At 62.5% G+C, this 25,634-nt stretch carries 27 protein-coding genes and 2 pseudogenes; 7 read left to right on the plus strand and 22 right to left on the minus strand.

Annotated features, from left to right (window positions below; genetic code table 11):
* Positions 1-9 precede the first annotated feature (9 nt).
* The 8 genes from AC1DJW_RS15935 to AC1DJW_RS15970 form a co-directional block, all read right to left on the minus strand.
* Positions 10-1,461, minus strand: a complete 1,452-nt coding sequence (locus AC1DJW_RS15935; protein ID WP_459341904.1) for an MmgE/PrpD family protein — start codon at positions 1,459-1,461, stop codon at positions 10-12.
* The gene (locus AC1DJW_RS15940; RefSeq protein ID WP_459341905.1) at positions 1,458-2,396 is read right to left on the minus strand and encodes a polysaccharide deacetylase family protein; all 939 of its coding nucleotides are present in this window, start codon (positions 2,394-2,396) and stop codon (positions 1,458-1,460) included. The genes AC1DJW_RS15935 and AC1DJW_RS15940 overlap by 4 nt, the downstream gene beginning before the upstream one ends.
* Entirely contained in the window at positions 2,393-3,256 is an 864-nt protein-coding gene (locus AC1DJW_RS15945) for a polysaccharide deacetylase family protein (protein ID WP_476901846.1), read from the minus strand. The genes AC1DJW_RS15940 and AC1DJW_RS15945 overlap by 4 nt, the downstream gene beginning before the upstream one ends.
* The gene (locus AC1DJW_RS15950) at positions 3,253-4,125 is read right to left on the minus strand and encodes an ABC transporter substrate-binding protein (protein ID WP_476901847.1); all 873 of its coding nucleotides are present in this window, start codon (positions 4,123-4,125) and stop codon (positions 3,253-3,255) included. The genes AC1DJW_RS15945 and AC1DJW_RS15950 overlap by 4 nt, the downstream gene beginning before the upstream one ends.
* Before the next feature lie 49 nt (positions 4,126-4,174).
* Complete coding sequence (locus AC1DJW_RS15955; RefSeq protein WP_459341906.1) at positions 4,175-4,939, minus strand: amino acid ABC transporter ATP-binding protein; 765 nt, start codon at positions 4,937-4,939, stop codon at positions 4,175-4,177.
* Entirely contained in the window at positions 4,936-5,850 is a 915-nt protein-coding gene (locus AC1DJW_RS15960) for an amino acid ABC transporter permease (protein WP_390283042.1), read from the minus strand. The genes AC1DJW_RS15955 and AC1DJW_RS15960 overlap by 4 nt, the downstream gene beginning before the upstream one ends.
* A gap of 73 nt (positions 5,851-5,923) precedes the next feature.
* On the minus strand, positions 5,924-7,366 hold the full coding sequence (gene argH / locus AC1DJW_RS15965) for an argininosuccinate lyase (RefSeq protein WP_476901848.1): 1,443 nt from the start codon (positions 7,364-7,366) through the stop codon (positions 5,924-5,926).
* 417 nt (positions 7,367-7,783) lie between these two features.
* Entirely contained in the window at positions 7,784-8,848 is a 1,065-nt protein-coding gene (locus AC1DJW_RS15970) for a LacI family DNA-binding transcriptional regulator (RefSeq protein WP_476901849.1), read from the minus strand.
* Positions 8,849-9,644: 796 nt separating this feature from the next.
* On the opposite strand from AC1DJW_RS15970, the gene AC1DJW_RS15975 reads away from it, so the two are divergent.
* On the plus strand, positions 9,645-10,934 hold the full coding sequence (locus tag AC1DJW_RS15975; protein WP_476901850.1) for an ammonium transporter: 1,290 nt from the start codon (positions 9,645-9,647) through the stop codon (positions 10,932-10,934).
* A gap of 460 nt (positions 10,935-11,394) precedes the next feature.
* Positions 11,395-11,919 carry a DUF2306 domain-containing protein gene (locus tag AC1DJW_RS15980; protein WP_476901851.1) on the plus strand — a complete coding sequence of 175 codons (525 nt, stop codon included), beginning with the start codon at positions 11,395-11,397 and terminating at the stop codon, positions 11,917-11,919.
* Positions 11,920-12,004: 85 nt separating this feature from the next.
* On the opposite strand, the gene AC1DJW_RS15985 is transcribed toward AC1DJW_RS15980, so the two are convergent.
* On the minus strand, positions 12,005-12,601 hold the full coding sequence (locus AC1DJW_RS15985) for a TetR/AcrR family transcriptional regulator (protein WP_476901852.1): 597 nt from the start codon (positions 12,599-12,601) through the stop codon (positions 12,005-12,007).
* 160 nt (positions 12,602-12,761) lie between these two features.
* On the opposite strand from AC1DJW_RS15985, the gene AC1DJW_RS15990 reads away from it, so the two are divergent.
* The 4 genes from AC1DJW_RS15990 to AC1DJW_RS16005 all read left to right on the plus strand — a co-directional run bounded on the left by AC1DJW_RS15990 (position 12,762) and on the right by AC1DJW_RS16005 (position 14,941).
* Complete coding sequence (locus AC1DJW_RS15990; RefSeq protein WP_390283027.1) at positions 12,762-13,535, plus strand: SDR family oxidoreductase; 774 nt, start codon at positions 12,762-12,764, stop codon at positions 13,533-13,535.
* Between the two features lie 71 nt (positions 13,536-13,606).
* On the plus strand, positions 13,607-14,041 hold the full coding sequence (locus AC1DJW_RS15995) for a VOC family protein (RefSeq protein ID WP_476901853.1): 435 nt from the start codon (positions 13,607-13,609) through the stop codon (positions 14,039-14,041).
* The gene (locus tag AC1DJW_RS16000; protein ID WP_459342673.1) at positions 14,031-14,153 is read left to right on the plus strand and encodes a hypothetical protein; all 123 of its coding nucleotides are present in this window, start codon (positions 14,031-14,033) and stop codon (positions 14,151-14,153) included. Before AC1DJW_RS15995 ends, AC1DJW_RS16000 begins: the two co-directional genes overlap by 11 nt.
* Positions 14,150-14,941, plus strand: coding sequence for an FAD-binding protein (locus tag AC1DJW_RS16005; protein ID WP_476901854.1), 792 nt, complete (start codon positions 14,150-14,152; stop codon positions 14,939-14,941). The genes AC1DJW_RS16000 and AC1DJW_RS16005 overlap by 4 nt, the downstream gene beginning before the upstream one ends.
* 49 nt (positions 14,942-14,990) lie before the next feature.
* Here the strand turns inward: AC1DJW_RS16005 and AC1DJW_RS16010 are convergent.
* From AC1DJW_RS16010 to AC1DJW_RS16040, 7 genes and pseudogenes are all read right to left on the minus strand, one after another.
* Positions 14,991-15,962, minus strand: a pseudogene (locus AC1DJW_RS16010) (ROK family transcriptional regulator); the annotation flags it as partial.
* A gap of 329 nt (positions 15,963-16,291) precedes the next feature.
* Complete coding sequence (locus AC1DJW_RS16015) at positions 16,292-16,429, minus strand: hypothetical protein (RefSeq protein ID WP_390282306.1); 138 nt, start codon at positions 16,427-16,429, stop codon at positions 16,292-16,294.
* A gap of 86 nt (positions 16,430-16,515) precedes the next feature.
* Entirely contained in the window at positions 16,516-17,871 is a 1,356-nt protein-coding gene (locus AC1DJW_RS16020; protein WP_476901855.1) for an aspartate aminotransferase family protein, read from the minus strand.
* 29 nt (positions 17,872-17,900) lie between these two features.
* A complete protein-coding gene (locus AC1DJW_RS16025) occupies positions 17,901-19,040 on the minus strand; it encodes a phosphotransferase (protein ID WP_476901856.1) in 1,140 nt (379 codons plus the stop codon).
* Positions 19,037-19,603, minus strand: a complete 567-nt coding sequence (locus AC1DJW_RS16030) for an FAD-dependent oxidoreductase (RefSeq protein WP_476901857.1) — start codon at positions 19,601-19,603, stop codon at positions 19,037-19,039. The genes AC1DJW_RS16025 and AC1DJW_RS16030 overlap by 4 nt, the downstream gene beginning before the upstream one ends.
* Positions 19,566-19,742: a hypothetical protein gene (locus tag AC1DJW_RS16035; RefSeq protein WP_476901858.1), complete on the minus strand. Its 177-nt coding sequence runs from the start codon at positions 19,740-19,742 to the stop codon at positions 19,566-19,568. The genes AC1DJW_RS16030 and AC1DJW_RS16035 overlap by 38 nt, the downstream gene beginning before the upstream one ends.
* A 48-nt stretch (positions 19,743-19,790) precedes the next feature.
* Positions 19,791-20,465 carry a haloacid dehalogenase type II gene (locus AC1DJW_RS16040; RefSeq protein ID WP_476901859.1) on the minus strand — a complete coding sequence of 225 codons (675 nt, stop codon included), beginning with the start codon at positions 20,463-20,465 and terminating at the stop codon, positions 19,791-19,793.
* Positions 20,466-20,829: 364 nt separating this feature from the next.
* On the opposite strand from AC1DJW_RS16040, the gene AC1DJW_RS16045 reads away from it, so the two are divergent.
* Positions 20,830-21,129, plus strand: a complete 300-nt coding sequence (locus AC1DJW_RS16045; protein WP_390282313.1) for a hypothetical protein — start codon at positions 20,830-20,832, stop codon at positions 21,127-21,129.
* A 218-nt stretch (positions 21,130-21,347) separates the two neighbouring features.
* On the opposite strand, the gene AC1DJW_RS16050 is transcribed toward AC1DJW_RS16045, so the two are convergent.
* The 6 genes and pseudogenes from AC1DJW_RS16050 to AC1DJW_RS16075 all read right to left on the minus strand — a co-directional run bounded on the left by AC1DJW_RS16050 (position 21,348) and on the right by AC1DJW_RS16075 (position 25,592).
* Positions 21,348-21,998: a GntR family transcriptional regulator gene (locus tag AC1DJW_RS16050; protein WP_390282314.1), complete on the minus strand. Its 651-nt coding sequence runs from the start codon at positions 21,996-21,998 to the stop codon at positions 21,348-21,350.
* Positions 21,999-22,023: 25 nt separating this feature from the next.
* Complete coding sequence (locus AC1DJW_RS16055) at positions 22,024-22,497, minus strand: GntR family transcriptional regulator (RefSeq protein ID WP_476901860.1); 474 nt, start codon at positions 22,495-22,497, stop codon at positions 22,024-22,026.
* Positions 22,498-22,557: 60 nt separating this feature from the next.
* A pseudogene (locus tag AC1DJW_RS16060) lies at positions 22,558-22,677 on the minus strand (GntR family transcriptional regulator); the annotation flags it as partial.
* 78 nt (positions 22,678-22,755) lie between these two features.
* A complete protein-coding gene (locus AC1DJW_RS16065) occupies positions 22,756-24,222 on the minus strand; it encodes an NAD-dependent succinate-semialdehyde dehydrogenase (RefSeq protein WP_476901861.1) in 1,467 nt (488 codons plus the stop codon).
* Between the two features lie 107 nt (positions 24,223-24,329).
* Positions 24,330-25,463 carry an FAD-dependent oxidoreductase gene (locus AC1DJW_RS16070; RefSeq protein WP_390282319.1) on the minus strand — a complete coding sequence of 378 codons (1,134 nt, stop codon included), beginning with the start codon at positions 25,461-25,463 and terminating at the stop codon, positions 24,330-24,332.
* A 3-nt stretch (positions 25,464-25,466) separates the two neighbouring features.
* Positions 25,467-25,592 (minus strand): hypothetical protein, encoded by a 126-nt coding sequence (locus AC1DJW_RS16075; protein WP_390282320.1) that lies wholly within the window; start codon positions 25,590-25,592, stop codon positions 25,467-25,469.
* Positions 25,593-25,634: the final 42 nt, after the last annotated feature.

A 25,634-nucleotide genomic window follows, 5' to 3' on the forward strand; every position in this document is an offset into this window, starting at 1 on the left:
GGGCCGTAGCTAGCTGATGACGCTCGCCTCGCGGGAGGCGCTCAGCAGTTGTTGCACGCGCGCGATGTCCGGAACGTCCTCCAGCCGAGTGACCAGATTGACGAGTTCGACGGCGTCATCCGGCGCGAGGCGCGCACCGGCCAGGGACATGAACTTCCCGATGGTTTCCTCGTCGCTGAGCCTGTTGGTGGACGCTCCGCGCGCCCGAACAGCCTGGAGCGAGTAGTCGCCGTCGGCGGTGCAGACGGTAAGGTATGGTTCGGCGGATCCGCCCTGCTGGGCCGGATCCAGTTCCAGCGAAATTAGTCCCATCAGCGCGCTGACGCGGGGATCTGTCCTGCCTTGTTCAGTGATGTCGTCCAGCCCGACGCCGCCGCGGAGCAGGGCCGTGGCCACGGCAAAGTGCATGCTGAGCTGTGCCGATACCAGGGAGGACACGTCCGCTTTGCCGCACATGTCCATGATCAGGGAGCTGGTCCGGACCGTGATGCCGCGAATGTCCTCCGTAGTGAAGCCGTGTTTCCGTTGGAGTTCCAGGGCGGCGTCAATGGCGGAATGCGTGCTGCGGCAGCTGGCGTACGGCTTGATGGAAGCCTTGTCGATCTGCCACTCCTTGCCCAAGGTGGCATGAATTGCCGACTCGTCCGTGGACACACCTGAGCTTCCGCCGTAGATCTTCAGGAAGCTGCCCCAGGGCGCGGAGAAGAGGTCAGCGGGACCGGTGAAGCCGCCCCGAGCCAACAGGGCGCTGTTAAGTCCGGCCTCGGCGGCCCGGCCCACGTGCATGCGCTTGGACATGGCACCATCTCCGATGAACGCCCAAGTTCCGCCCGTGAAGGAACCGGCCAGCCCGATGGCTGATGCCATCTGCCTAGAATCGAGTCCGAGGATGATGCCCGCGGCCACGGCAGCGCCGAAAGTACCGCAAACGCCGGTGGAGTGCCATCCAAGGTTATTGACGGCGTCGTACCCGCCCAAAGCGTCCTGGACCCTGCGGGCGAGCTCGTATCCGGCCACCACCGCGTGCATGAGTTGCGCGCCTGGCACCGGCTCGTCACGCATGGCGGCAGCGGCGAGGGCTGCAGGGAGGACAACAGCCCCGGAATGATCGCAGCCGCCGGAATCGTCCAGCTCAAAGGCGTGGCTCGCGACGCCATTGATGAAGGCGGCGGCAAGCGGCGGGGCCACGGCCGGAGCTCCCCAGAGCGGCACAGCCTTCGGTCTGTCGGCGCGACCGGGCAAGCCACCGCTTGCCTGGGCCTCATCCGCCAGGCCATACCCGGCCATGAGCGCCGAACGGCTGATGGCGACTTCCCGGGAAGCAGCCCCCGCGATCCCGGCGCCGAGCGTATCCAGGATGTGGAGCCTCGCCCGATGCTTCACGCTGTCCGGGATGTCCTGGAAGCCGAGCGAGGTGATGAAGTCTGAAAAGATCTCGGAAGCTCTCCGGGAATGGTTCATTTGCCTTTGCCTGACGTGGTGATGGTGTGGAAGATTTCCGCGGGATGGCCGGCTGAATTCGGTTCGCCGTGGTCGCGCCACCATGCCGCGACCTCGCTGCCCGTGGCAACCCAGACGTTCTCGTAGCGGTTTACATGGTCCATGAATTCGCGCAGCATCCCGATTCGGCCCGGGGTCGCGATGATCTCCGGGTGGACGGTGAGCACGAAGCAAAGACCCTCGGTACGGTAGGCCTCGAATTCGATGATCCAATTTCGCAGTACTTCCCGGGTGGAGGCGATGCGCGGGCTGCCCTTGGGAATCGGCGGGTCAAGGTTGAAGACGAAATAGGGGAAATCGTCCAGTTCGTGGTGCCTGGGGATCTCTACCAGTCGGCGCGCGTCCCCTGCGTGGAAATGCGGAATGTCGTCGCCATGCCACGAGGAGGACCAGCTGAAGCTGTGGTCTGCCAGTGCCGCGGGCAGGCCATGGGCATACGATCCTCGACCAACCCGGAAACCCTCCGGCCGGAAGCCGAGTCGGTCATGGAAAGCCTCCTGTGCCCTGAGGATCGATTCCAGCTGCCCGGTGAGGTCCAGGCTGCCGAAATCCTCCAACGCCCAGCCCATGTTGGCGAGTTCGTGGCCTGCCGCCACCACCGCTTCGAGCTGCCTCGGATAGGCCTCCAGGTTGCGCCCGGGGACGAACCAGCTGGCCCGCGTGCCGCTGCGCTCAAGCTCCGCGAGCAAGCGATCGACGCCGCGTGTCGCGCCATATTGCCCCACGGAAAGGCTTTTGGCGCGGTCGACGGCGTCCGGGGCCGCCGAGAGGATGGACAGTTCGGCTTCGAACGCCACGGTGAGGACGAAGGCGCTCTCCTTGCCGTCCGGCCAACGGGCAGGGCCGCGCGACTGTTGCTCCGGCGTCGGGGACTGTTGTTCCGGCGTCGTCATCATGCCTTCTCCTCCAGATCGGGGGCTTGCCGCGATTGCCACCAGCGGCCCACGTCCCGGCAACTGGCAAACCACACGTCGTCTTGGGCGCCCATGGGTTCCATCCAGCGGTCCAGCAGCGCGGCACGGCCCGGGCGGCCCACCACCTTGGGGTGGAAGATCGTCGAAAGGCACAGACCCTCGGAGCGGTAGCCATCGAATTCGCGCATCCAGTTGTCCAAGGTCAGTTCGTAACTCGCTATTCGGTCGCCGCCCGAGGGCCAGTCCGGATTGGTGGTGTACGCGAGTGACGAGTAGTCGTCCATTTCGGAGCGGGCCGGGATCTCCACGAGCACTCCGCCGGGATGGAAGTACGGCCGGTCGTCGCCGCGCATGGAGCTGGAGTATTCGAAGCCGAGTTCCTCCAGGAGCGCCGGCGTCTCGGGGCGCCAGTCCCCCGACGGAGTCCGGAAACCGACGGCCGTGGTTCCCAGGACGTTGTGGAAGATCCGCTGGCTGGTTTCGATGACCTCGCGCTGCTGTTCCGTGCTGAGGTCCCAGTATTTCTCGTGCCGGTAGCCATGGTGCGCCACCTCGTGTCCCTGCTCCACGATCCGACGGCATTGTTCCGGCCAGGTCTCCACCACCCATGCAGGGGTGAAGAACGTTGCCGGGAAGGAGTGCCGCTCAAGGAGCCCGAGGATGCGGTCCAAGGCGCGCCAAGGGCCGTAAGCGCCTTGGGTGAAATACTCGGGACGGTCCCAAATGGTGCCCTTGAGCATGGCGTCCCCCGTGGGACCGTCCAGATCGAAAGCGAGGGCGACGGCGGCCCGCTTGCTTGCGGGCCACACCGCCGCTCCCGCTTGGTTGTTCAACCGGATCAAGACTTGACGCCGTTGACTTCCGGGGTCATCGAGCCGTAGCCGAGGCCCCACTTGTCCAGGATCTTCTGGTAGTCGCCGCTGGCCTTGACCTTGTTGAGGGCGTCCTGGATGGCGTTCACGAGTTGGGTGTTGCCCTTCTTGGCGAGGATTCCGAACGGCTTGGCCGGAAGGGAATCAAGCACTGCCTTGTATTTCCCGGGCTCGGTCTTGTCGAAGTACGCGAGGTTCTCGGCGCCCTGGACGGCCAGGTCCACGCGTCCCTGATCGATCTGCAAGCGTGCGGCTGCCCCGGAGTCCGTGGGAAGGATGCTGATCTCCGGCAGGCCCTTGTCCGTGCAGAGTGTCTTGCTCAAGGCCTTGACCTGCTCGAAGTAGTCGGTCTTTCCGCTCACAGCCAGCTTCTTGCCGCAAGCGTCCTGCTGTTTGGTGAACTCGCCGGCCCGGCTTCCCGACGTGTAAAGGCGGCCCTGGGACTTGAAGTAGTCCACGAAGTCCGCGGTCTTCTGGCGCTCCATGGTGTCCGAGATGCCGGACATGACCACATCGACGCGGCCGGTCTGGGCCGAGTTGATCAGCTGGTCGAACGGCGATTCCACTACCTCGACCTTCACGCCGAGCGCTTCGCCGAGCTTCTGCTGGAGCTCGATGTCGAGGCCTGCCAGGTTCTTGTCATTGTCCCGGAACTCCATCGGGGGGAAATCGGGAGAGAGCCCGATGCGCAGCTTTCCGGCATCCTTGATTTCCTGTGGGAGACCGGCAGGGGCGGATGCGGAAGGGGCGGCAACCGGTCCGCCCACGCAGGCGGTCAGGCCGAGGGTTGCGGCGGCGGCCAGCGCGGCGAGGCGGGCAGCAGTCTTGAGGTGCTTCATGTTGGCTCCGTTTGTTGTGAGGGGGCGGGATGCGATGGGGGTAAAGCGGCTAGAGGACACGTGACAGGAAAGCCTGCGTGCGTTCGTGTTGGGGGTTTCCGATGACTTCCGACGGCGGCCCCATCTCGACGATCTGTCCGTTGTGCATGAAGGCCACGCGGTCAGCGACTTCCTTGGCGAAGCCGATTTCGTGGGTCACCACGATCATGGTGAGGCCCGAGAGGGCGAGGTCCTTCATGACATCGAGGACTTCGCCCACGAGCTCGGGGTCCAATGCCGAGGTCGGCTCATCGAAAAGAATCAGTTCCGGCCTCATGGCCAGCGCCCGGGCGATTGCCACGCGCTGCTGCTGGCCTCCGGAGAGCTGCCGGGGGTAGGAGGCCTCCCGGCCTGCGAGCCCGACCCGTGCCAGCAATTCGGAAGCGAATTTGCGGGCGTCGGCCGGTTTTTCCTTCTTGACCAGGACCGGGCCTTCGATGATGTTTTCCAGGACGGTCAGGTGGGGAAACAGGTTGAACCTCTGGAAGACCATGCCGATGGACTGCCTCTGCCGGGCAGCTTGCTTGTCTGAAAGCTCGAACAGGCGGTTCCCGTCCTGCCGGTAGCCCACCACACGGTCACCCACCCAGATACGGCCGTTGGAAAGTGTCTCAAGGTGGTTGATGCAGCGCAGGAAGGTGCTTTTGCCGGATCCCGAAGCGCCCAACAGGCAGACCACTTCGCCGGACCTGACCTCGAGGTTGATCCCTTTCAGGACCTCATTGAGGCCGAAGCTCTTGTGGACGTTTTCAGCCCGGACAAGGACGTCGCTCATCGGATGGCCTTTCTGTTGGTGCCGAAGAATTTCTTCAGGTGCTGGAGCGGTGTCAGTGGAAGCTGTTTGCTGGAAGAACCCTTGGCGAAGAATCGCTCCAGGTAGAACTGGCCGATGCTCAGGAGCGACACCGCTCCCAGGTACCAGACGGCGCACACGATCAGGAGTTCCATGATTCGGTTGTTCACGTAGTAGATGTGCTGGGCTTCGGAGAGGATTTCGCTCACACCGATGGCCGATGCGAGCGAGGTGGTCTTGAGCATGCCGATCACCTCGTTGCCGAGCGGCGGGATGATGACCCGCATGGCCTGCGGCAGGACGATTTTCCGCATTGCCTGTAGCCGGGTCATGCCGATTGCCTGGGCAGCTTCGGTCTGCCCTTCGTCGACGGACAGGATGCCGCCGCGGACCACCTCGGAGGTGTAGGCGCCCTGGTTGAGGCCGAGGCCGATCGAGGCCGCCACGAACGGCGTCAGGAGGTCGATCATCCTTCCCTGGAACACCCCCGGGATCCCGATATACGGGAAGATGAGGGCCAAGTTGAACCACATGAGTAGTTGCAGGTAGACCGGGGTTCCGCGGAAAACCCAGATGTACAGCCAGGCCACCCCTGACACCACCGGGTTCTTGGACAGCCTCATGACGGCCGTGATAACGCCCAAGGCAACGCCAATGACCATCGCGACGACCGTCAGGATGATCGCAACGCCAATTCCTTGGATGAGCACCGGGACGGTCAGGTATTCCTGGACGGTGGGCCAGTCGATCTGCGCGCGGGAAAAGGAGATTCCCAGCCAGACCAGCAGCAACACGACGAAGGCCGCGCCGGCCCAGCGGCCTATGTGGCGGCGCGGGACAATTTTCAGCTCTGGCACGTCGCTCGCGACGCGCGGCTCGATTTGAGTATTCATAGCTGTTCCTGGCTGTTCCTAGGTTAGGGATCGATGTGCGGCTGAGAGTATGGTCACGGCACGGACCACCTTTCTAGCCTTGGTCTTCCGGCGTGACCCGAAGCCCTTGATAGTCGCCGGTCCAGCTCTTCACCTGGTCAAGGTTCGCCCGCAGGCGGGTGAGCTGTTCCGCAACGCGATGCGGTGCGGTTCCACCGAACCCGGAATGTGCCTCGAGTGCGGCTTCGATGGTGAGGACCGATTTCACTTCGGGTGTGAGGCGGGGGTCCACGGATACGAGCTGTTCAGTGCTGAGATCCCCGTAGTCCAATCCGTTCGTTTCGCAAAAACGGACCAAGGCCCCCGAAATCTCATGCGCCTCACTGAACGGGATGTCCTGCTTGGCAAGCCAATCGGCGACCTCAGTGGCGAGGGTGAACCCGGCCGTCGCCTGCTTTGTGGTGACCTCGACGTTGACCGTGAAGGTGCGCACCAGCCCGCTGAGGGCCGGAAGCGCCACCTCCAGGGTGTCCACCGCGTCGAAGACGGCGTTTTTGTCTTCCGCGAGGTCCCGGTTGTAAGCCAGGGGAAGCGACTTGACGCTGGCCATGAGGCCCATGAGGTCGCCAAGAACCCGGCCTGACTTCCCCCGGGCAATTTCGGCGATGTCGGGGTTCTTCTTCTGCGGCATGATCGAGCTGCCCGTGCAGTAGGCGTCATCCATGCGGATCCAGCCGAATTGCTGGGATGCCCAGGAGATGATTTCTTCACACAGACGGGAGATGTCGATCAAAGTCAGGGAGCAGACGAACAGGAATTCGATTGCCGCATCCCTGCTTCCGACGGCGTCGATCGAGTTCTCGGCGCTCGTTTCGTACCCCTGCTCCCGGGCGGCAAGCTCGGGGTGGAGCGCGAAAGTCGAACCGGCAAGAGCTGCTGCGCCGAGCGGGGAAACAGCTGATCGGCGGTCCCAATCCTGGAAGCGGTGCAAATCCCGCAGCAGCGGCTGGGCGTGGGCCAGAAGCTGGTGGCCGAAGACCACAGGCTGGGCCGACTGGAGGTGGGTGAATCCCGGCACCGGGGTGCGAAGGTGCTGCTCGGCCTGCCCCGCCAATGCTTCGGCCAGCTCCAGCACGAGGGCGCTGACCTCGCGGACCTTGTCCCGCATGTATAGGCGAAGATCGTTGGCTGCTTGGTCATTGCGGGACCGGCCTGCCCGGATCTTGCCGCCAACGGGTCCCATGCGCTCGATCAAGAGGCGCTCCAAGAAGGTGTGGACATCTTCGTCGCCCTGCTGTGGAACTGCCTTTCCCTGCGCAACATCATGCGCCACCTCGTCGATCGTGGAGAGGAAGCCGGGCAGCTCGTCGTCGTTGATGAGTCCCACCCGGTTCAACTCACGGACGTGGGCCCGGGAACCATGAAGGTCATAAGGGGCCAAAGCAAAGTAGCGAGGGTCCGAGCGGGACAAGCGGGACAGCTCCGGACTCGACGTGCCGGCGAACCTGCCGCCCCACAGCTTGGTCTGTCCTGTCATGAATGAAACTCCTAGATCTATCGGCGTCTTACCACTGGTGGGGTGCATCCGGTGAGCTACGTCACCTTGGGTGCAACTAAAGTATTTCTTTAGTAAACCAGTGAGGTCAATGAAATTTGAGATATTTCTGAGATTTAAACATGCAATTTACAGAGCATGTTCACGTTTGAAACATGCGTCATCACCATCTGAGACACCGGTATCATTCTTCTCGGAGAGACCGGTGTCTCTTCTGACGAACCGTACAGGACACCGGTATCTTCATCAATAGTTTTTTGATTTGCTACATCGACGCCGGCGCATTGGGGCAGGATTCAAGGCAAGCGCAGCGCCCGGCAGGCACGGTTGGAAGGCGCGCCCTGCGGTCGCGAGCGGCCGGCCAGGGCACTGGCTACCGCTGCTGCCAGAGCGCGGAGATTACGGAGTAGCGAGGCTGAGGTGTCCCACTGATTCGCGTTCCACGAACTCAGTGGGAAGAAGGTGATCTGTTGATTCGGGCCCGCCACCGGCAATTCTGGCAAGCAGGATCTCCGCGGCACGAACGCCCAGTTCGTAAGACGGGACGTGCACGGCGGAGACGGGAGGCGCACTGACGGTCATCCAGTCGGTGTCATCCAGGCAAACCAAGGACACATCATCCGGAACCCGGAGCCCTAGCGCCTTGATGGCTTGAAAGGCAGGGAGGGCCAGGCGGCTATAAGACATAATCAGGGCACTGGGGCGGCCAGGAGAGCGCAGCAGCTCAGTTACGGCGGCATGGGTGAATTCAGGGCTCACGACTCCCGAAATGAACTGGTACTCAAGGCCGGTCTCGGCGGACTCGTCCTTGATGGCACGCACGCGGTCCGCAATGGTCGAAATAGGCAACGGGTGCCCTGCTTCCAGTTCAGCCGGCGTCTTGGTGGTCGCCGAGACGAAAGCAATCCTTCGGTGACCATGCTCCGCCAGATGAGCCAGAACCTTGCGGGCGTCAGCGTATGAATCCGTCCCCACCCGGTCCGCAACGACATCGTCCGGCCGCCGGTCAAAAAGAACCAGGGGCCTTTCCATCCTGACAACATCAAGCAAGTGTGCTGAATCGCTCCGCGTCGCGGAAGCAACCACCAATCCGTCCACCCTCTTGTCGAGGAAGACCTGAACCGCAGCCCTTTCCGCCTCGACGTTCTCATCCGTGTTGGCAAGGATCACGTCGAACCCGGATTCTTTGGCTTTGTCCGCGATACCCCTGACTGCCCGGGCAAAATATGGATTCTCGATGTCGCTGACAACCACGCCGATGGTGTGGGACCGCCCTGAGCTAACACTCCGGGCAAGGGCATTTCCGCGGTATCCCAGGGTTTCCGCGGCAGCGACCACCATCGCGACAAGCTCGCTGCTGACGGATCCATACCCGCCCAACGCCCGCGCCGCCGTCGAACGTGAAACGCCGGCGAGGCGCGCAACATCCATGAGGCTTGCAGTCCGATGCGACAGGGAATCCATGAATAGAATCTACATCAAAGTTAGCCGCATTCCAGCAAATTCCATCCGTAAGTGTCGCGGAAAGACACCGGTATCACTGACAATGGAGATATACCCAGCCGAATATCGGGTCGACCGCGCTATGGTTGCAGATTGTGCGAGGCCCAGTTCGAGCCGAGTACATCCTGGACGCGCGAGAATATTCGCGGCACGGCCCCATAAGTGAGCGCGGCCTCGGGTTCCTGGGCAACATCGTCCGCCAAAAGGGATCGCGAGGAGATGCGGGCTGCCCTCCCCCATACCGCAGAGCGCCCGTTCCTGGGGATAGCCATTGCTGCGGGCGTGCCAACTGCATGAGAAACACAAGAGCCGCTCGGAAAGGCACGCGAGGATGCAACGCCTGCCGCGGATAACACGGTTCCGGGTGGATCAGTGCCTTCAGCCCGCCCCCTGCACCGACGCACCGCTGGATCCCAGCGCCCCGACCGAACAAACCGACGTCGTTATCATCGGAACTGGCTTTGCAGGCCTCACTGCCGCCCGCGAACTACAGTCCGGGCGATCCGTGATCGTTCGGGAATTGGTGTTACCTAAGGGGACACGCCGTTGAACAACATTAGTCAAGGTGGTGTTACAGCCGTGCGCTCGGAACGTTAAATCCTCACGTCGCGATCGGCCGGCGATTGCAACGGAAACGTAACGCATGCGAAACCCGCAATCGTTCACTGTCATGAATCATGGTTTCACCTCACGGTTACTTTGTGCGTGGCCTTGCGCTCATCACCGTCAGACCCCAACCCCTTCTGATTGGAGTCCCATGAATTCTGGAGATACCGCCTGGATCCTCGCCGCGAGCGCGCTGTTATGCATCATGATTCCCGGCCTTGCCCTCTTCTACGGCGGCATGGTCGGGTCGCGAAGGATCCTGAACATGATGATGATGTGCTTCGGCGGAATGAGCATCGTGGCTGTGCTGTGGGCCGTATTCGGCTACTCGATGGTCTTCGGCAACTCCGTCGGCGGTGCCGGCCTCATCGGCAACATCACGGAATACTTCGGGATGGAGCAATTGCTGTCCGAGGACCCGAACGCTGCGATACCTGCCGCCCTGTTCGCTGCCTTCCAGTTGTTTTTCGCCGGAACCACGACGGCAATCATCGCCGGAGCGGCGGCAGGAAGAATGAAATTCGGTGCCTGGATGACCTTCGCCGCCCTATGGGCAACCCTTGTCTATTTCCCTGTCGCACACTGGGTATTCGCCTTCACCTCGGCCGATGGGTCGGTGACCGGCGGCTGGATCGTGAACAACCTCAAAGCCATCGACTTCGCCGGCGGAACGGCCGTGCACATGAACGCAGGAATCGCAGCCCTGGCACTCGCACTGGTCCTGGGACGCAGCGCCGGCTGGCCCAAGAGCGAACACACCAAACCCCACAGCAGGCCGCTGGTACTGGTCGGCGCAGGACTCCTGTGGGCCGGCTGGTTCGGCTTCAACGCAGGCTCGGCGCTCACGGCCGGGCAGTCAGCCTCCGTGGTGTTCCTTAATACCGCCGTCGCCGCTTGTGCGGGCCTCCTGGCCTGGGCCCTCGTGGAACGCATCCGGCTGGGCAGCGCCAGCAGCATGGGCGCCGCCTCCGGCCTGATCTCCGCGCTTGTCGCCATCACCCCCGCGTGCGGGGCCGTCAGCCCTCTCGGTGCCCTCGCCATCGGCGTGATCGCCGGCGCCGTCTGCTCCCTGGCCATCGAACTGAAGTTCCGCATGGGCTTCGACGATTCACTCGACGTCGTCGGCGTCCACCTGGTCGGCGGCATCCTCGGAACGCTGCTCATCGGGTTCTTCGCAACGGACGCCGCCCCGAACAAGGTCAACGGACTCTTCTACGGCGGAGGTTTCGGCCTGCTCGGCATCCAGACGGTGGCAACCCTGGCCGTGCTCGGGTACTCCTTTATCGTCACCTGGATCATCGCGAAAGTCCTCAACGTCACGATGGGCCTGCGCATCCACGAGGCCGACGAACTACGCGGAATCGACATCGCGGCCCACTCCGAAGCCGCATACCTCAGCGACGAAGAACCCGTCGAACTCGGCTCCCCGCACCGCGCCTAGACTGGCACCGGGGGCGTCCGCTGCGAAGGCCCCCGCACTGCCAACCAAGGACCGATCACCGCACGTAGGTTTGTCCGGCGCTGTTAGTTCGCAGCGAGTTCCAGGGCTCCATGGGCAAATTACGGAGGCCGGCGTAGGCCCGCCAACAACTAACGAAGCCCTGTTAGGGCTGGCACGGTTATCTGCCGTAAGCTGCGCATTGATGCGATCGACCTGGAGAGCGCGTCCGATGACGAGGCGTGCCACACGAGCGTTCTGCTCGCAAGGTACTGGCTCTACGACTTCGAGATGAACGACGGCCTGGACCTGGGCCGGGCCCGGATTCTCGACGAGTTCCGGAAGGAAACGCTTTTGAGCTCATCACGCGGCATTTCGCAGACAACTTGGGGACCACCGTCACATTCCGTGACCGCCTTGGGGGTGGACTGGATCGGTAAGATCGTGCCCCTATCCTAGGGTCATGGGGAATCTGAGTGTGCTGGTGATCAGCCATCTTGTTGCGGCACTGTATGTAGTTGCGATCGGCCCGGTCCAGATCCTGCGGCCTCGCAGGGACCGCGTGCACCGGATCATGGGGTACTTGTGGATTTCTGCCATGTACTACGTGTGTCTGAGCAGCTTCTGGATTGTCAGCGAGGGGCATTTCACCTGGCTCCATGCACTCTCGGCCTTCACGCTGGTGACAGTGACCCTGGGTCTTGTCGTAGCCATCAAAGGCAACATCGGAGCACACCGAGGCAACATGATCGGTAGCTATATCGGAACTCTCATCGCCTTCGGATTTGCCGTCGGTGTCCCGAGTCGAAGCATTCCGCGCCTTCTTTCCGCCGATCCGGGGACCGGAATTTTCGTTGCCCTGCTAGTGGCATTGAGTGTCGGGGCTGTGTACGTTTCGTTGATCCGGGGAAGCAGGTCACGATTCATGGCGCGGTCACGTGCCCCGCGGCGCCGGGCCGAGGTGCCGGCGAACAGCACGCACGGCTGAGGACGGCGATCGAAACGTAGTCCCCCAGCCTGTTCAACGGCCCGGAATGAACCGGATTTTTCCGCGGCCCGGAAGCTGAACCGAGCTATGCGCCGATCGCGGTGATGGCATAGTCCGCGATGCGGGTGAGGTCTTCCTTGGTGGCGCCGTCGCGGGCTTGCTGGCTCATGCCTTGCAGTGTTGCCCCCACAAAGGCGGCCATGGCTTTGGTGTCGGTGTTTTGCGGGATGAGCCCTGCGTCCAGGTCGCGGGTAAGGGCTTCGGCCATGGCGGCGATGTTGTCGTTGCGCATTTTGGCGAGGCGGTCTGCGACGTGGCGGTTGGCGGAGGTCACGGTCACGGCGGCGCTGATGACCAGGCAGCCTCCCGGGTACGAGGTCGAGGCGTAATGGTCGGCCGCTTCGAGCAGCAGTCGGCGCATGAGCTCCAAACCGGTGGCTTCTTCCGCGAAGGCGATCGACATGAAATTGCCGTGGGTGGCGTTGTAATGGTCGACGACGGAAAAGAACAGATCTTCCTTGGACCCGAAAGCCTTGTACAGGCTGGGCGGGTTGATGCCCATGGCGTGGGTCAGTTCCGCGAGGGACGCGCCTTCGTATCCATGGTCCCAGAAGACCAGCGTGGCCGCTTCCAAAGCATCCTCGACATTGAATTTGCGCCCTTGACCTGCTTTGCCTGACATCGTTGTCCTTCCGTTTGCCTGTTGTTTTCAGACGCCCCCTTTCGTCCGTTCAATACTTGCAGCCTCCCCGGCCGCCGCCGCGGGCATGTGGCGAGCTTCACAGCTCCGGGGGCGAAATAATTCTTGTAGTGATCGCTACACGTATGTAATCATCTCACTCATGAGCGAAACTAACAAAGACCAGATTGCTGTTGTGACAGGTGCCAGCCGTGGAATCGGTGCCGCGATTGCTTCCCGCCTCGCCGCCGACGGCTTCACGGTCGGGATCCACTACGGGCGCGACGTCGAAGCCGCGGACGCCGCGGTAGCTGCCATCGAGGACGCCGGGGGCAAGGCGTTCGCTTTCCGCGCCGATCTCGCTGCCGGCACCGCGGCGGAGGACTTCTGGGCCTCCTTCGACAAGGCCGCGGCAGAGGCGGGAATAATCGGCCGGCGCCTGAAGGTCCTGGTCAACAACGCCGGGGTCACCCTCCGCGGAGCGATTGAAGACTTCAGCCGCGAGGATTTCCTCTCCCAGCAGGCCGTGAACGTCAACGCCCCGTACTTCATCGTCAAGGAAGCCCTCCCGCGGATCGTCGACGGCGGCCGGATCGTGAACATCTCCTCGGGCGTGACCCGCATCGCGTTCCCGGAAATCATCGGCTACTCCCTGACCAAGGGCGCCATCGACGCCTTCACCCTGACCCTCGCCAAACACCTCGGACCCCGCGGGATCACCGTCAACGCCGTGGCCCCGGGCGTCGTGGACACCGACATCAACGCGTCCTGGCTGCGCGGCAACCAGGACGCCATCGACGGCGTGTCCGCGAGCACTGCACTCGGCCGTGTCGGCCAGCCCGAGGACATCGCGAGCATCGTCGCGTTCCTCGCCTCCGACGACGGCCGCTGGGTCACCGGACAGACCGTCGACGCCACGGGCGGAACCAATCTATAAGACAACCACCCGCACTATCCGGCGGGCGCCCGCCTCACAACGGCGCCAATTGCACGAAAAACATAGGGGGAATGATGAACCGTGCCCGCACACGCGGCATTGACCATTTCGGTCTGACCGTCGGATCGCTGGAGGATGCGATCCACGACCTGAGGAACGCGCTCGGCGCCGGCCTCTGCTATATCGAGGGCCCGATCCGGGACCCTGAACCCGGGTGGATGGCCGCCAAGCTCGGTGCGCGCGGCAGCTGCACGTTGCGTGTTGCCGCCCTGAACGTGCTCGGAACCAACCTCGAACTGTTCGACTATGCCGGCGCCGAACGCCGGTCCTGGACCTCGCCCCCAGGCACGGCAGGGACGTTCTTCCTGCTGCTGCGGACCCCGGCGCCGGAGCGGATCATTTCGCGGCTGTTCAACGAGGACGCGGTGGTGCGCCCCGTCGAGCACCCCGCGCCCGGCTACGAGGTGACCCTGCCCGATTGCCGGGGACCGGTGGGTGTACCTTGACTCGCCGTTCGGTCTGCAGCTCGAACTGATCAACATGCCCGACGGAACCCTTCCGTATGAAGCCGGCTCCACCGCGCGCCGGACGCCGATGACGATCGGAGCGTTCGCATGAGCACCACCACTTCTTCCCGCCGCACCTTCCTCGGGGCCGGGGGCGCTCTCGCAGGCGCCTTCGCCCTGAGCAGCATCGCAGCAGGCGCCAGCGCCGCGCCTTCCGGAACAGCCCGCACCCCGTACCGCGTGATCACCCCCGGATCGGAACAGTACGAGGACCTGCTGCAAGGCACCAACCTGCGCTGGAGAGGCGCCGCCCAAAGGATCGCCTTTCCCACGACCACCGATGAAGTCGCCCAGGAACTGCGCACCGTCCTGGGCCTGGGGCTCCGCCCCTCGGCCCGCAGTGGCGGGCACTGCTACGAAGGCTTCGTTGCCAACGGCGACGTCAAGGCGATCATTGACCTTTCCGCGATGGACCAGGTGCACTGGGATCCGGAGATGAAAGCGTTCGAAGTCGGGGCAGGCGCGCAACTGGGTCTCGTCTACCAGTTGCTGTACAAGCAGTGGGGCGTGTACGCCCCGGCAGGGAACTGCCCCACTGTCGGGGCTGGCGGCCACATCGCCGGTGGCGGCTACGGGAGCATGAACCGCCGCGACGGACTTGTCGTGGACCACCTTGTCCGCTGGTCTGAGAATGGGGCGAAGTTCTTCGTTCATGGGCAAGTCGTCATGACGGGCCCACAGCGCTCGTACGAGCAGCAACAGATGTCACCTGCTACAGGCTTTGGCCCTCGCTCCGGGCCTCGAGCATCGATTCACGGAGCCGGGACTGAGCCAGGGCCAGTCCGGCCTGCGCCGCTCCCCGGGCCACCGATAGTCCGATCACTTGGGGCACGACCCTGATCTCCGGGACGGCGGGAAGGCTTTGTGCCAGTCGCCTGCGCGCCTCGGGAAGGACTTCGTCCACGAGCGGACTCAGGCGACCCACAAAATAGACGGACTCCGGGTCCAGCGTAACGGCAACGGCACCGACTGCGGTCACGATCGCCGTCGTAAATGCCTCCACCACTTCCGCGCGGGACGCCATTTCCTGCGGCTGTGACCACAGGGCTTCGATGCCTTCCAGGTCCAGTCCCCGTCCTTGGGCGAATTGGAGGATGCCCGTCGTGCTCAATAGCCCGTCGAGGGTCTCGTTGCCAACGCCGGAGAAGAGAACACCACCCAGATCACCGAAAGTGGGGGTCCGCCCTTTGGCGATCTCATGATCAGTACAACCAGCGAAGCTCAGCACCGTACTGAGCATGAACAAAGCAGCATTTCCTATGCTCGCATCATCCTTCAGGATCCCCCGTAAGGATGCGTTAGCATCGCTCTCAACGGTCACGGGAGCCTTCAACCGTTCTTCAATGGCACTCTGGAGACGTGAAGCCAGGAAAATCTTCCTTGATTCTGGTGTCCCGGTCGAGTTGGTATGCAGGACAGGGCCGGGCAGTGCGGCGACGATTTGGCGCAATGGTCCCTCTGCGGAATCAGTGGTCTCTACAATCAAGTCCACCAGCCACTCGGCAGTGGTTCCAACATCGCCCCCCTCGAGGCTGGGAACAATGATGTGCCTGATCTCGCGGCCTCTCAGGTCAGTTACGAGGACGCACGTGGTTCGCGTCCCGAAAGAGATACCGACAATGTGCCCCGCCGTGCCGGGGACATCCAGATACGTGGAGGGCCGTCCGCGCCGCGCAACGGCATCGACTCCCTGCTCAACGAGGAAACCGTCAAAAAGGAGCTCATCCACCTTCCGGGACACCGTCGCCTGACTCAAACGCGTCAATTCGATCAGCCTGGTGCGCGTCAAGGGTGCCTCTGAAAGGACCGCATCAAGGACAGAAGCCTTAGTGTAGTCGCGTGCCGTGGGGATGCTGCCCATAGCCCAACCTTAGTGAGTGTTCAGACCTAAACCGGGACGAGAGGGGCTGTCCGGTATTCGTTGATGGGGTTATTGGTTTTCTTTCGTTGCGCGTTCGTCGGCGATCGCTGGTTCGGGCCGACGGCCAGTACGCCCCGGCAGGGCAACAAACTGCCGGGGCGTACGGGTCAATTCGGGCGTCGGCGCGCCCCACTGGTCCTAGAGGATCGTGGCGTCGGTGATGGCTGATTCGCCTAGGCCCCAGTACTCCAGGGACTTCTTGTATTCCGGGGATTCCAGCACGGACTGGATCGCCTTCTGCAGGGCCGGTGCCAGCGGTGATCCTTTCTTCAGCCGATGTCACGGGTGTTCTGCGTCTTCGGGATGTCCGCGTCCTGGGTGCCTGTTGCCGCGCCGCCACAGGCGGTGAGGGCAAGCAGGACAGCGAGTCCGGCAGTCGCCGTCTGGATCTTGTTTCTGGTCTTCATGGTGCAATCCCTCAATTGGTTTCAGCGGGTGTAATCCGCAGAATGAGTGAGCTTGTTAAACAGAATTCCCCCGGTCCCATTCGGGCCTAGCGCAGTGCCTTGAAGGCACGGCCCATTGCTTCGAGCAGGCGATCGGCATCATCGCTGGAGAACGGCATTGGGGGGCGGAGTTTCAGAACATTGCCCTGGGCGCCGCAGGCGGAGATGAGGATCCGGTCCTGCCGGAGCGCATTCACGATGCCAGCGGCGGCTTCCGCATCGGGTGAGAGCGTGGATTGGTCCGTGACGAGGTCGACGCCGATAAAGAAGCCGCTGCCGCGGACTTCTGCAACCTGGTCCAGACCCTGAGTGAGATCCTTGAGTCCCGTGATGATCATTCCGCCGACCTCAAGGGCGTTTTCTATGAGCGATTCCTCGCGGATCACATCCAGGACGGCCTGGGCCGCCGCGATGGCTACTGAATTGCCGCCGAAAGTGTTGAAGTAGCGGATGTTCTTCCCAAACTCCTGGAGTAGTTCGGGCTTGAAGATTGCTGCCGCAACGGGGATGCCGTTACCCATGGGTTTGCCGATGGTCACGATGTCCGGCACGATTCCGTGGCGTTGGAAGCCCCACCAGACCTCGCCGGTGCGGCCGAAGCCCGGCTGGACTTCATCGGCGATGTACAGGCCGCCCACAGCGTGGATTTCCTCAACGATGGGACGCAGGAAGCCTGCAGGGCCGGCGAAGACACCGTCGGAGGAGAAGATGCTGTCGGCGATGAAGGCCGCCACTCCGATGCCGTGCCGGTGAAGGTCGGCGGTGGCGGCACGCACCTGGTTCCGCAGGTGATCCTCCAGGGACCCTTGATCCAATGGGTATCGCAGGGAGTCCGGGGCGTCGATGACCCGCACGTTCGCGCCCAGGGGCACGCCGATGCCCAGGGACGGTGAGAAGGACGCTACTTCGGTTGTTAGTCCGTGGTACGCGCCGGAGGTGACGATGATGCCCTGGTTTCCGGTGGCGTATTTTGCGACGCGCATGGCGAGGTCATTGGCTTCGGATCCGGTGCAGGTGAACATGACATGGCCAAGCTCGGCTGGGAACGTGGAAAGAAGCTGCTCGGAGTAATCGAGGATAGATTCCTGGACGTAGCGGGTGTTGGTATTCAGCGTCTGCATCTGTTCGTGGACGGCGGCGATGACCTTCGGGTGGGCGTGACCGACAGAGGGGACGTTGTTGTAAACGTCGAGATAGTCATTTCCATCGCGGTCAAACAACGTCACGCCCTTGCCGCGGACGATTTCCAGGGGGGTGTCATAGAAGAGCCGGTAGCCGGGTCCGAGGCTCTGGTCCCGGCGCCGGATGTTCTTCTGCATCTGGTCCGGGAGTTCACTGAGGCGGTTGGGATCAAAGCCATTGATCATTGCACGCGATGGCTTGCGGATTTGGGAAGTGTCCATGGTTTCTCCTTGAAGGCTGTGAGTCTGGTTCAGGATGTGAAAGGAAGTCTTGGTGCGGGGGCTGCGGCTGTGGCGGCGAGCCGGTCCCAGTCCCGTTTTGAGTGGGAGAGGAGGTAATCGCGCCGTTGCGGCAGTTGGCTTGCCCGCCATTGCGTGATCACGGCTCGCAGGAGGAGGCGGGCCTGGGCTGAGACGATCAGGGCCTCCAGCTCGTGGTGGGGCAGCGGGCGGATGCTCCGGTAGCCCTCCATGACGTGGAGGGCATGTTTCCAGGGGCTGGCCGGGTCTGCTCCCAGAAGGTTGGCCATGGTGACGCTGATGTCGAAGATCACGGGCGTCCGCACGACGTCGCCGAAGTCGATAATCCCCGTCACGTAGTCCGGCCTGTCCGGGTTGACGAGGATATTGAACGGGCTGAAATCCCCGTGGACAATCTGGGAGGTCAGGCTGTCCAGAAGCGGAACCACTGCCTCGTCGAACCGGTCGAAAATGTCCGCGGCCAGGGAGCGCTTGTGCTTCTCACTGACATAGTCAAGAAGCGGCCGCATCCGGTGAAAGTGCTTCAGGTCCCACAGGAGCAAACGGTCGGCACGGGGATGATCGAAGTCCTGTAAAGCAAGGCCCAGACGCGCAAGGCTTGAGCCCACCAACTGGAGCTGACCGGATGACGCCTCGTGAGTGGCCAGCAGATCTCCAGGCATGTAGCGCATCACCCGAAGTACGCGATCAAAGGGCCCTTCAGGCGCCGGGATGAGGACCTGGGGATCTCCCCCAAGGCTTCGGACAAGACGCTGGACCGGAAGTTCAGGGGCAGTCCGTTCCAAATGCTCCATGCATGCCGTCTGAAGGTGCACGATCACCGGGTCCTCATCCGGTGGGGACACCTTCACCAGATAGGTTTCTTCTCCGTCTTGGAGGCGGAAAGTCTCGTCTTTCTCGGTGGGAATCCGGACCAGCGTCCCCTTCAGACCGAAGGACTGTTCAAGGAGCTCCAAAACAGTTGAGTCGGCGAGCTGAGACTGCTCTGCCAGGAGACCACTCTCTGATGCTACGGCGTCGATAAAAGCAGAGTAGCTACTGACGGCCAAAGGTACCTGGACGGGGTCCGTGGCCCCGATCCCCTGGGCCTGGCCGGTGTGAATTGTCGTGGGGTCAAAGGAGGGACTCATCTCACCCTTTCAATAGTTGAAGGAGAAGTCAGGAAACCTAGCCGGGTTAGTTGAAGCGTTGGGGCCGGGCGAATTCCAGGCCCTCGAAGGATCGTTTGCCGAGGGCTTCGTGGGGCGGCGATTTCGTCGAATCCGGTGGCTTTTTTGAAGCCTGCGCCGGAGAAGCCGGTGGCGCAGTAGATCCTGCTCCCTTCTTTGAATCGGCCGAGCAGGGGGTGACCGTCTGTGGTGAAGAGGTCTGGGAAGGCGTCCGATCGCACGATGTTGGGGAACAGGCCGGGGAGGAACTCCGTGACGGTTTCGGTGATCTCGGTAATTTCCGCGGGAGTCATTTCCCTGGGCACGGCGTTCGGGTCCGGCGTTGGTCCGCCGCGGCCGTCCAGCGTTGCCTTGACGCTGACCCCATCCACGGCGGGCGCACCATACATGGACCGGTCCTCGTGGATCCGGATGAAGACGGGAAGCTCTCGGGGGTGAATTCGGCTCCGTCTTTCGCGACGAACCAGCTCCGGAAGACGCGCTTGGTCACCGTTGCGGCCTTGAGGTACTCGGGCATGAGACATTGGGACCAGCCGCCGGAAGCAACGATGATGTCCTCGCGGCTTCGAACCCGGTAATGGAGTCGGACAGACGCGATGCCTGCCACGACGCCATGCTGCCGATGCTGCCCAGGCCGATAACGGCGAGTTTGCCGCCGGTCATTCAGATCACCTTTTCGTATTCAAAGACGCTTCGCCTCAGGAACCGGGTTTAGAGACCGAGGTGCTTGTTGAGCTCGTCCAGGGACTTCACGGTGGTGTAGTCGTAGCCCGTGGTGACGGGGTCATAGCCACGGTCCAGCACAACGAGGTTCCGGAAGCCCATGTCGTGCATCGGATGCATGTCGTACCGGGTGTGCGAGGCGACGTGCAGGAAGTCCTCCGGCTTGGCGTTCAAAGTATCCAGCATGTACTCGAACGCCTGGTAGCGCGGCTTGTAGGCCTGGGCCTGCTCAGCGGTGTACACGGCGTGGAAGTCTGCACCGAGCCTCGGAATGCTGATGTCCAGGAAGCTGGTGTCCGCGTTGGACAGGGCCACCAGCTTGTAGTTGTCGCCCATGAGCTTCAGCGGGGCGGGCACGTCCTCGTGGGCAACCCAGCCGCGTACGGCCTCAGCGAACTCTGCGCCGGCGCCTTCGGTCGGCCCGATGCCCCACCGCTTGCACACGCGGTCAAAGGAATCCTGAAGGATCTGCTCGTAAGGCTTGTAGTCGCCCAGGACCTCGTCGAACCGGTACCCGCGGAACTGCTTCTTGAACGCCGACCATTGTTCTTCAGGCAAGCGGCCATCCAGCAGGCGACGAGTGGTCGGATCAATGTCGAAGTTGATGAGCGTGCCGTAGACATCAAAGGAGATGTACTTCGGCCGGAAATTAGTCGGAGCCATGATTAGTCCCTTCAAGGATCGTGTTAGGAGATTGGGCCTTGGGGTTGTCAGCCATCTGTCGGTGAGTGCTACGACTGACCGTTTTTGATTCTCTATGAATCTAAATGCACATCTGTCAATTGTCAACAATCTTCTTTGCTTGATTCCGGGAAGGCTCAAACTATTTCAACCGTCGCCCCTCACCCGCATCGTCGTAGACACACCAAGTGCAGGGGGTCCGGAGCCCTGCGACGGCACATCCTGAACCGCGCAGCCGGCCGCGAAGCAGACGCCCGTGTCCTTGGTTGCAGCGCAGCGGAAACCCGCGCGGAAACTAAGGTGCCTTGAAACCGTGGAGCTTCACATCCAGCACCAGGGGGTCGGGATGGATCTAGGAAGCTTCTTTGGAAGAAACCGGGCCCGTGCAGCCGAGCGCGTCCCCGCCGTCGATCGTGCCGGGCGGGAGCCGATGGAGGCATCGTCCCAGGAGCGGTCGGCGGAACTTCAGGAGGCATGGGCCGAGCTTGCCCGGGCAGCCGAAGAAACGGGCGTGAATTCCTTCCACGCCTGCGCGCGTGCCGGGGAATCCTGGGAGGATAATCCGGTCGCGGTCCGCGCTGGTGCTGCCACGCTCAGGGACTTCCGTGCAGACGGTGCGTCAGAGGACGCGGCCCGTAGGGTTTGATGTCGATCATCAGGGCCGTAATGATGTCGGCACAGACGATCCGCTGGAAGGTCTCGAAGAGCGCAGGGTCGATGGCCGGCGAGGCCGACGGCGGGGCGGAAGTGCCGTGTCCTGCGTGCTCGCCGGGCCCGCATGCCCTTGCCCGTGAGCGCCTGCACCACCGAACGCCGGTCCTCAGGGTTCTCGTTATGTTGATGTCGGGCGTGCTTTATCCCTGGTTAGGGTTCGGCCCGGAGCGCGTTTTGGAATTGATTGACCAGCTCTTGGCGGAAGCCTTCGATGTCACCCTTTAAAGCGAGTGACGCCAATTTCTCGTGCTCAACAGCGATGTCGTGGAGGTCGTTGTAAGTACGGTGGTCGACCGCGAGGTAGAGACGCAGCTTGTTTTCCCAACCGTTCCACAGACTTTGCAGGGCGGCGTTACCCGAAAATTCGTAGAAGAGCCTGTGGAAGCGCAGGTGAGCGTCAATGCTGGCCGGGATGTCGTTGGTGTCTGTGGCTCGATAGAGTTCCTCGATGGTTTGCTTCAAGCGAAGGCGCTCAGGACCGCGCAGCGTTTCTGCAGAGAGCTCAGCAGCGTAAGGCTCGACAAGTATGCGGATCGATGCGATCTCGGCGACGTCGCGAGCACTCACCTCCACAACGAACGATCCACGGAAGGGGATCTTTACGACTAGTCCTTCCTCTTCAAGCTTGGTCAGCGCCTCACGTAGTGGGGATCGGCTTATCCCGAGATCCATAGCAATATGGGTCTCACGCAGCTGCTCGCCGGGAGGTACAGTTCCGTCCAGGATGGCAGTACGGAGCACGCGGTAGACACCATCGGGCGTCGTGCTCCGCTGTTCTTGCCACTTGAACTTGCGGTCCATGGCCGCCTCCTTTGTCGATTGTCGATTATACAGGTCCCCCGTTCTGGCCCGGGCGGCCCCGCTGAGTTGCGGTGAGGTCCTCAACGGCTTTTTGCATGTGCCGCTTGATGGCCTTGAGGAGTCCATCCCTGTCGCCTGCCTCCAACAGGTCCAGGATGTTGCGGTGTTCCTCTACCAGGAGGTCCACCCTTGGGTAGGAGACTTCCAGGTTGAGGATGCACATTCTTGATTCAGCCGCCAGCGTCTTGTAGATCCGGATAAGACGAGAATTTCCGAGGCCGGCAACGAGGCATGAATGGAACTGCATATCAAGCCGTGCAACGGTCTGCCAGTCGGAAGCGGCCACGTGCTTCGCCATTTCGCCCACAATTTCCTTCAGCAGTTCGCAGGTGTCTTGGATCTGCTTCAGGTTGCCCTCCAACAGCCTGCTGGCGGCGGCGGATTCGAGGGACTCACGAACCTCGTAGATCTCTCTCAGGTCATGCGTTTCAACTTCCAAGACGAATACTCCGTAGTTGCGCCGATAGATGAGGATCCCTTCCTGGCACAAGCGTTGTAGGGCTTCCCGGAGAGGACCTCTGGACGTGTTGAGTTGGCTCGCGAGGAGGGACTCGTTGATTTGTTGTCCGGGGCGGATGGACCCCTGGACGATTTGTTCCCGCAGCTGATCGGCGATCAGCTGCGGGGGGGTCTTCCTTCCAGGACAAACAGTCTTTCTGGTGCCGCCATGGGTATCCCCCTCATTTCATTCTTCGGCCTACTGCGTTCTCTGGACCGCTATTGCGGTGTATTTGGTCTCCAGGAATTCTTCGATGCCAATCTTGCCGCCTTCGCGTCCCAACCCGGACTGCTTGACGCCGCCAAAGGGTGCCGCCGGGTTGGAGACCAGTCCGGTGTTGAGGCCAACCATTCCGACCTCCAGTTCCGCGGAGAAGCGCATGGCTTTGTCCATGCGCTCCGTGAACACGTAGCCAACCAGGCCCCAATCGGTATCGTTGGCCTGAGCGAGGACTTCGTCCTCGCTGTCGAACGCGGTGATCGCTGCCACCGGACCGAAGATTTCGGTGCTCATCAGTGCGGCGTCAGTGGGCACGTCCACCAGGACGGTGGGGGTGTAGAAGTATCCCGGACCCTTCGGACGGGTGCCTCCGGTCAGGATACGTGCGCCTTTGTTAAGCGCGTCCGTCACGAGGCTATCGACCTTGTCCAGGCCCTTCTGGTCGATGAGAGGCCCCACCTCGGTGCCTTCCACGGCGCCGTTGCCTACTTGCAGTTCGGACATCTTCTTGGCGAACATCTCACTGAATTCCTCCACGACCGAGCGGTGCACGAAGAAACGGTTCGCGGCGGTGCAAGCCTCCCCCATGTTCCGCATCTTGGCCTTCAGCGCGCCCTCAACTGCCTTCTCGATGTCCGCGTCAGCCAGGACGATGAACGGGGCATTCCCGCCCAGTTCCATCGAGGAGCGCATCACGTTGTCGGCCGCCTGGCGCAGCAGCGTCTTGCCGACCTCGGTGGAGCCGGTGAAGCTGACCTTGCGTGCGATGCCGCTGCTCATCCAGGGATCTACCACGTTAGAGGCGCTGGAGGTCGTGACCACGTTCAGGACGCCGGCGGGAAGGCCTGCCTCCCGGAAAATCTCTACCAGAGCGAGGGATGTCAGGGGGGTCAAAGCCGCCGGCTTGAAGACCATGGTGCAGCCAGCAGCGACGGCAGGCGCTATCTTGCGGGCACCCATGGCCAACGGAAAGTTCCACGGCGTGACCAGCACGCACGGACCGACCGGTTCCTTGGTGACCATGATCCGGGTACTGCCGTCCACGGAGGTGGCGTGGTCTCCTCCTATGCGGACAGCTTCCTCCGAGAACCAGCGGAGCATCTCAGCGCCGTAGGCCACTTCGCCCCTCGCTTCTGCAAGGGGCTTGCCCATCTCCGCCGTCATGATTGCCGCGAGCCTGTCAGTGTTGGCAATGACCAGCTCAAAGGCGCGCCGCAGAATGTCGGCCCGTTCGCGCGGCGTGGACCTTGCCCATGCGGTCTGGGCGCGGCCGGCGGCCTCAATGGCCAGTGCTGCGTCTTCGGGCCCGCCGTCAGCCACGTGGGCGATGATTTCATTCGTGGCCGGGTTCTCGATTGGGAAGGTAGCTGAACTGGTTGCCTTCTGCCAAGCACCGTCGATGAACAGGTCAGCGTGGAGAGGGGTGGCGTCAAATGAAGTGCTCATGTCGCTCTTTCAGTAGTAATGGAAGGGGATTTATCGCTCCGGTGCGCTCCCGCCGCGCTTGCAATGCCTTGCGATGCCAGACGCATGGTTCTGGCTGACGGAGCGGTCTAGCTCGCCTTGAACCGTTCCGGTCGTACGAAGTCCAGGCCCTCGAAGGTCTGTTTGCCGAGGGCCTCGCACGCGGCAATGTGGCCGTAGCCGGTGGCATTTTTGAAGCCGCCTCCGGAGAAGCCTGTGGCGCAATAGATCCTGCTTGACTCGCTGAACCGGCCCACCAGCGGGTTCCGGTCCTCGGTGAAGAGGTCCGGGAAGGCGTCAGAGCGCACGATCGTCGGGATGAGACCGGGGAAGAATTCCGAGACCGTTTCGATGGTCTCGGTGATTTCGGCCGTGGTGAGTTCCCTAGGGACGCCGTCGGGGTCGGGTGTTGCTGCACCCCGGCCGTCCAAGGTGGCTTTGACTGTGATCCCGTCGACGGCGGGTGCCCCATACATGGAGCGGTCCTCATAGATCCGGCTGAAAATGGGGAATCTGTCCGGTGTGAACTGGGCGGCGTCGCGGGCGACGAACCAGGTCAGGAAGATCCGCCGGGTCTCCGTCGCGGCCTTCAGGTAGTCGGGCATCAGCCGTCGGGACCAGCCGCCGGAGGAGACGATGACGTTCTCGAAGGTCCAGGACTTATCGCCTGAGGTGATGACCACGCCGTCGCCGGTTTCGGTGATGCTGTCGACCAGGGTGTTGGTGTGGACTGTTGCCCCGTTGGCCTGGGCGGCTGCGACTGCCGCGGTGACGGCACGGTCGGTGCGCAGGACCCCGGCGTTCGGGTCATAGACGGCAATGTCGTCGGGACGGAGGTTGTGCTGAGGGTAGAGTTCGCCCATTTCCCCGCGGGTGAGAATCTCATGGGCGGCCCCGTTGGTTCGCGCGGTTTCCAGGAGGCTGCGGATGTAGGGGCCGTCGGCGGTGCCAATGGACAAGCCGCCGCAGCGGGTGAGGATGTCATGTCCGGTTTCTGCTTCCAGTTCGGCCCAGAGATCACGTGAGCGTTCCAGAATGGGGTAGAGGTCGGGGTTACCGAGGTAGATCATGCGGAACAGGCGGGTGTCGCCGCCCGCGGCGCTTCTGCCGTGGGCAGGTGACTGCGCCTCGAATCCGGTAACGGAGTCGGTCAGGCGCGATGCCTGCCAGAGCGCCATGCTTCCGATGCTGCCCAGGCCGATGACAGCCAGTTTTCCGTCCATGGCCTACAGCACCTTTTCCGGGAGCGTCTGGGTCCTGGCTTCCTTGGGATTGGCCAGGATCCACCTGGCGTCACCGCGCTCCATCACGAGCCCCGCAGCTGCCGTCTGGATCTTGTTGATGGTTTTCATGGTGCTTCCCTTCAAGGGGGTAGTGGTGAAAGTTTGGTTGGT

The organism is Arthrobacter sp. 05L417, from assembly GCF_056397865.1.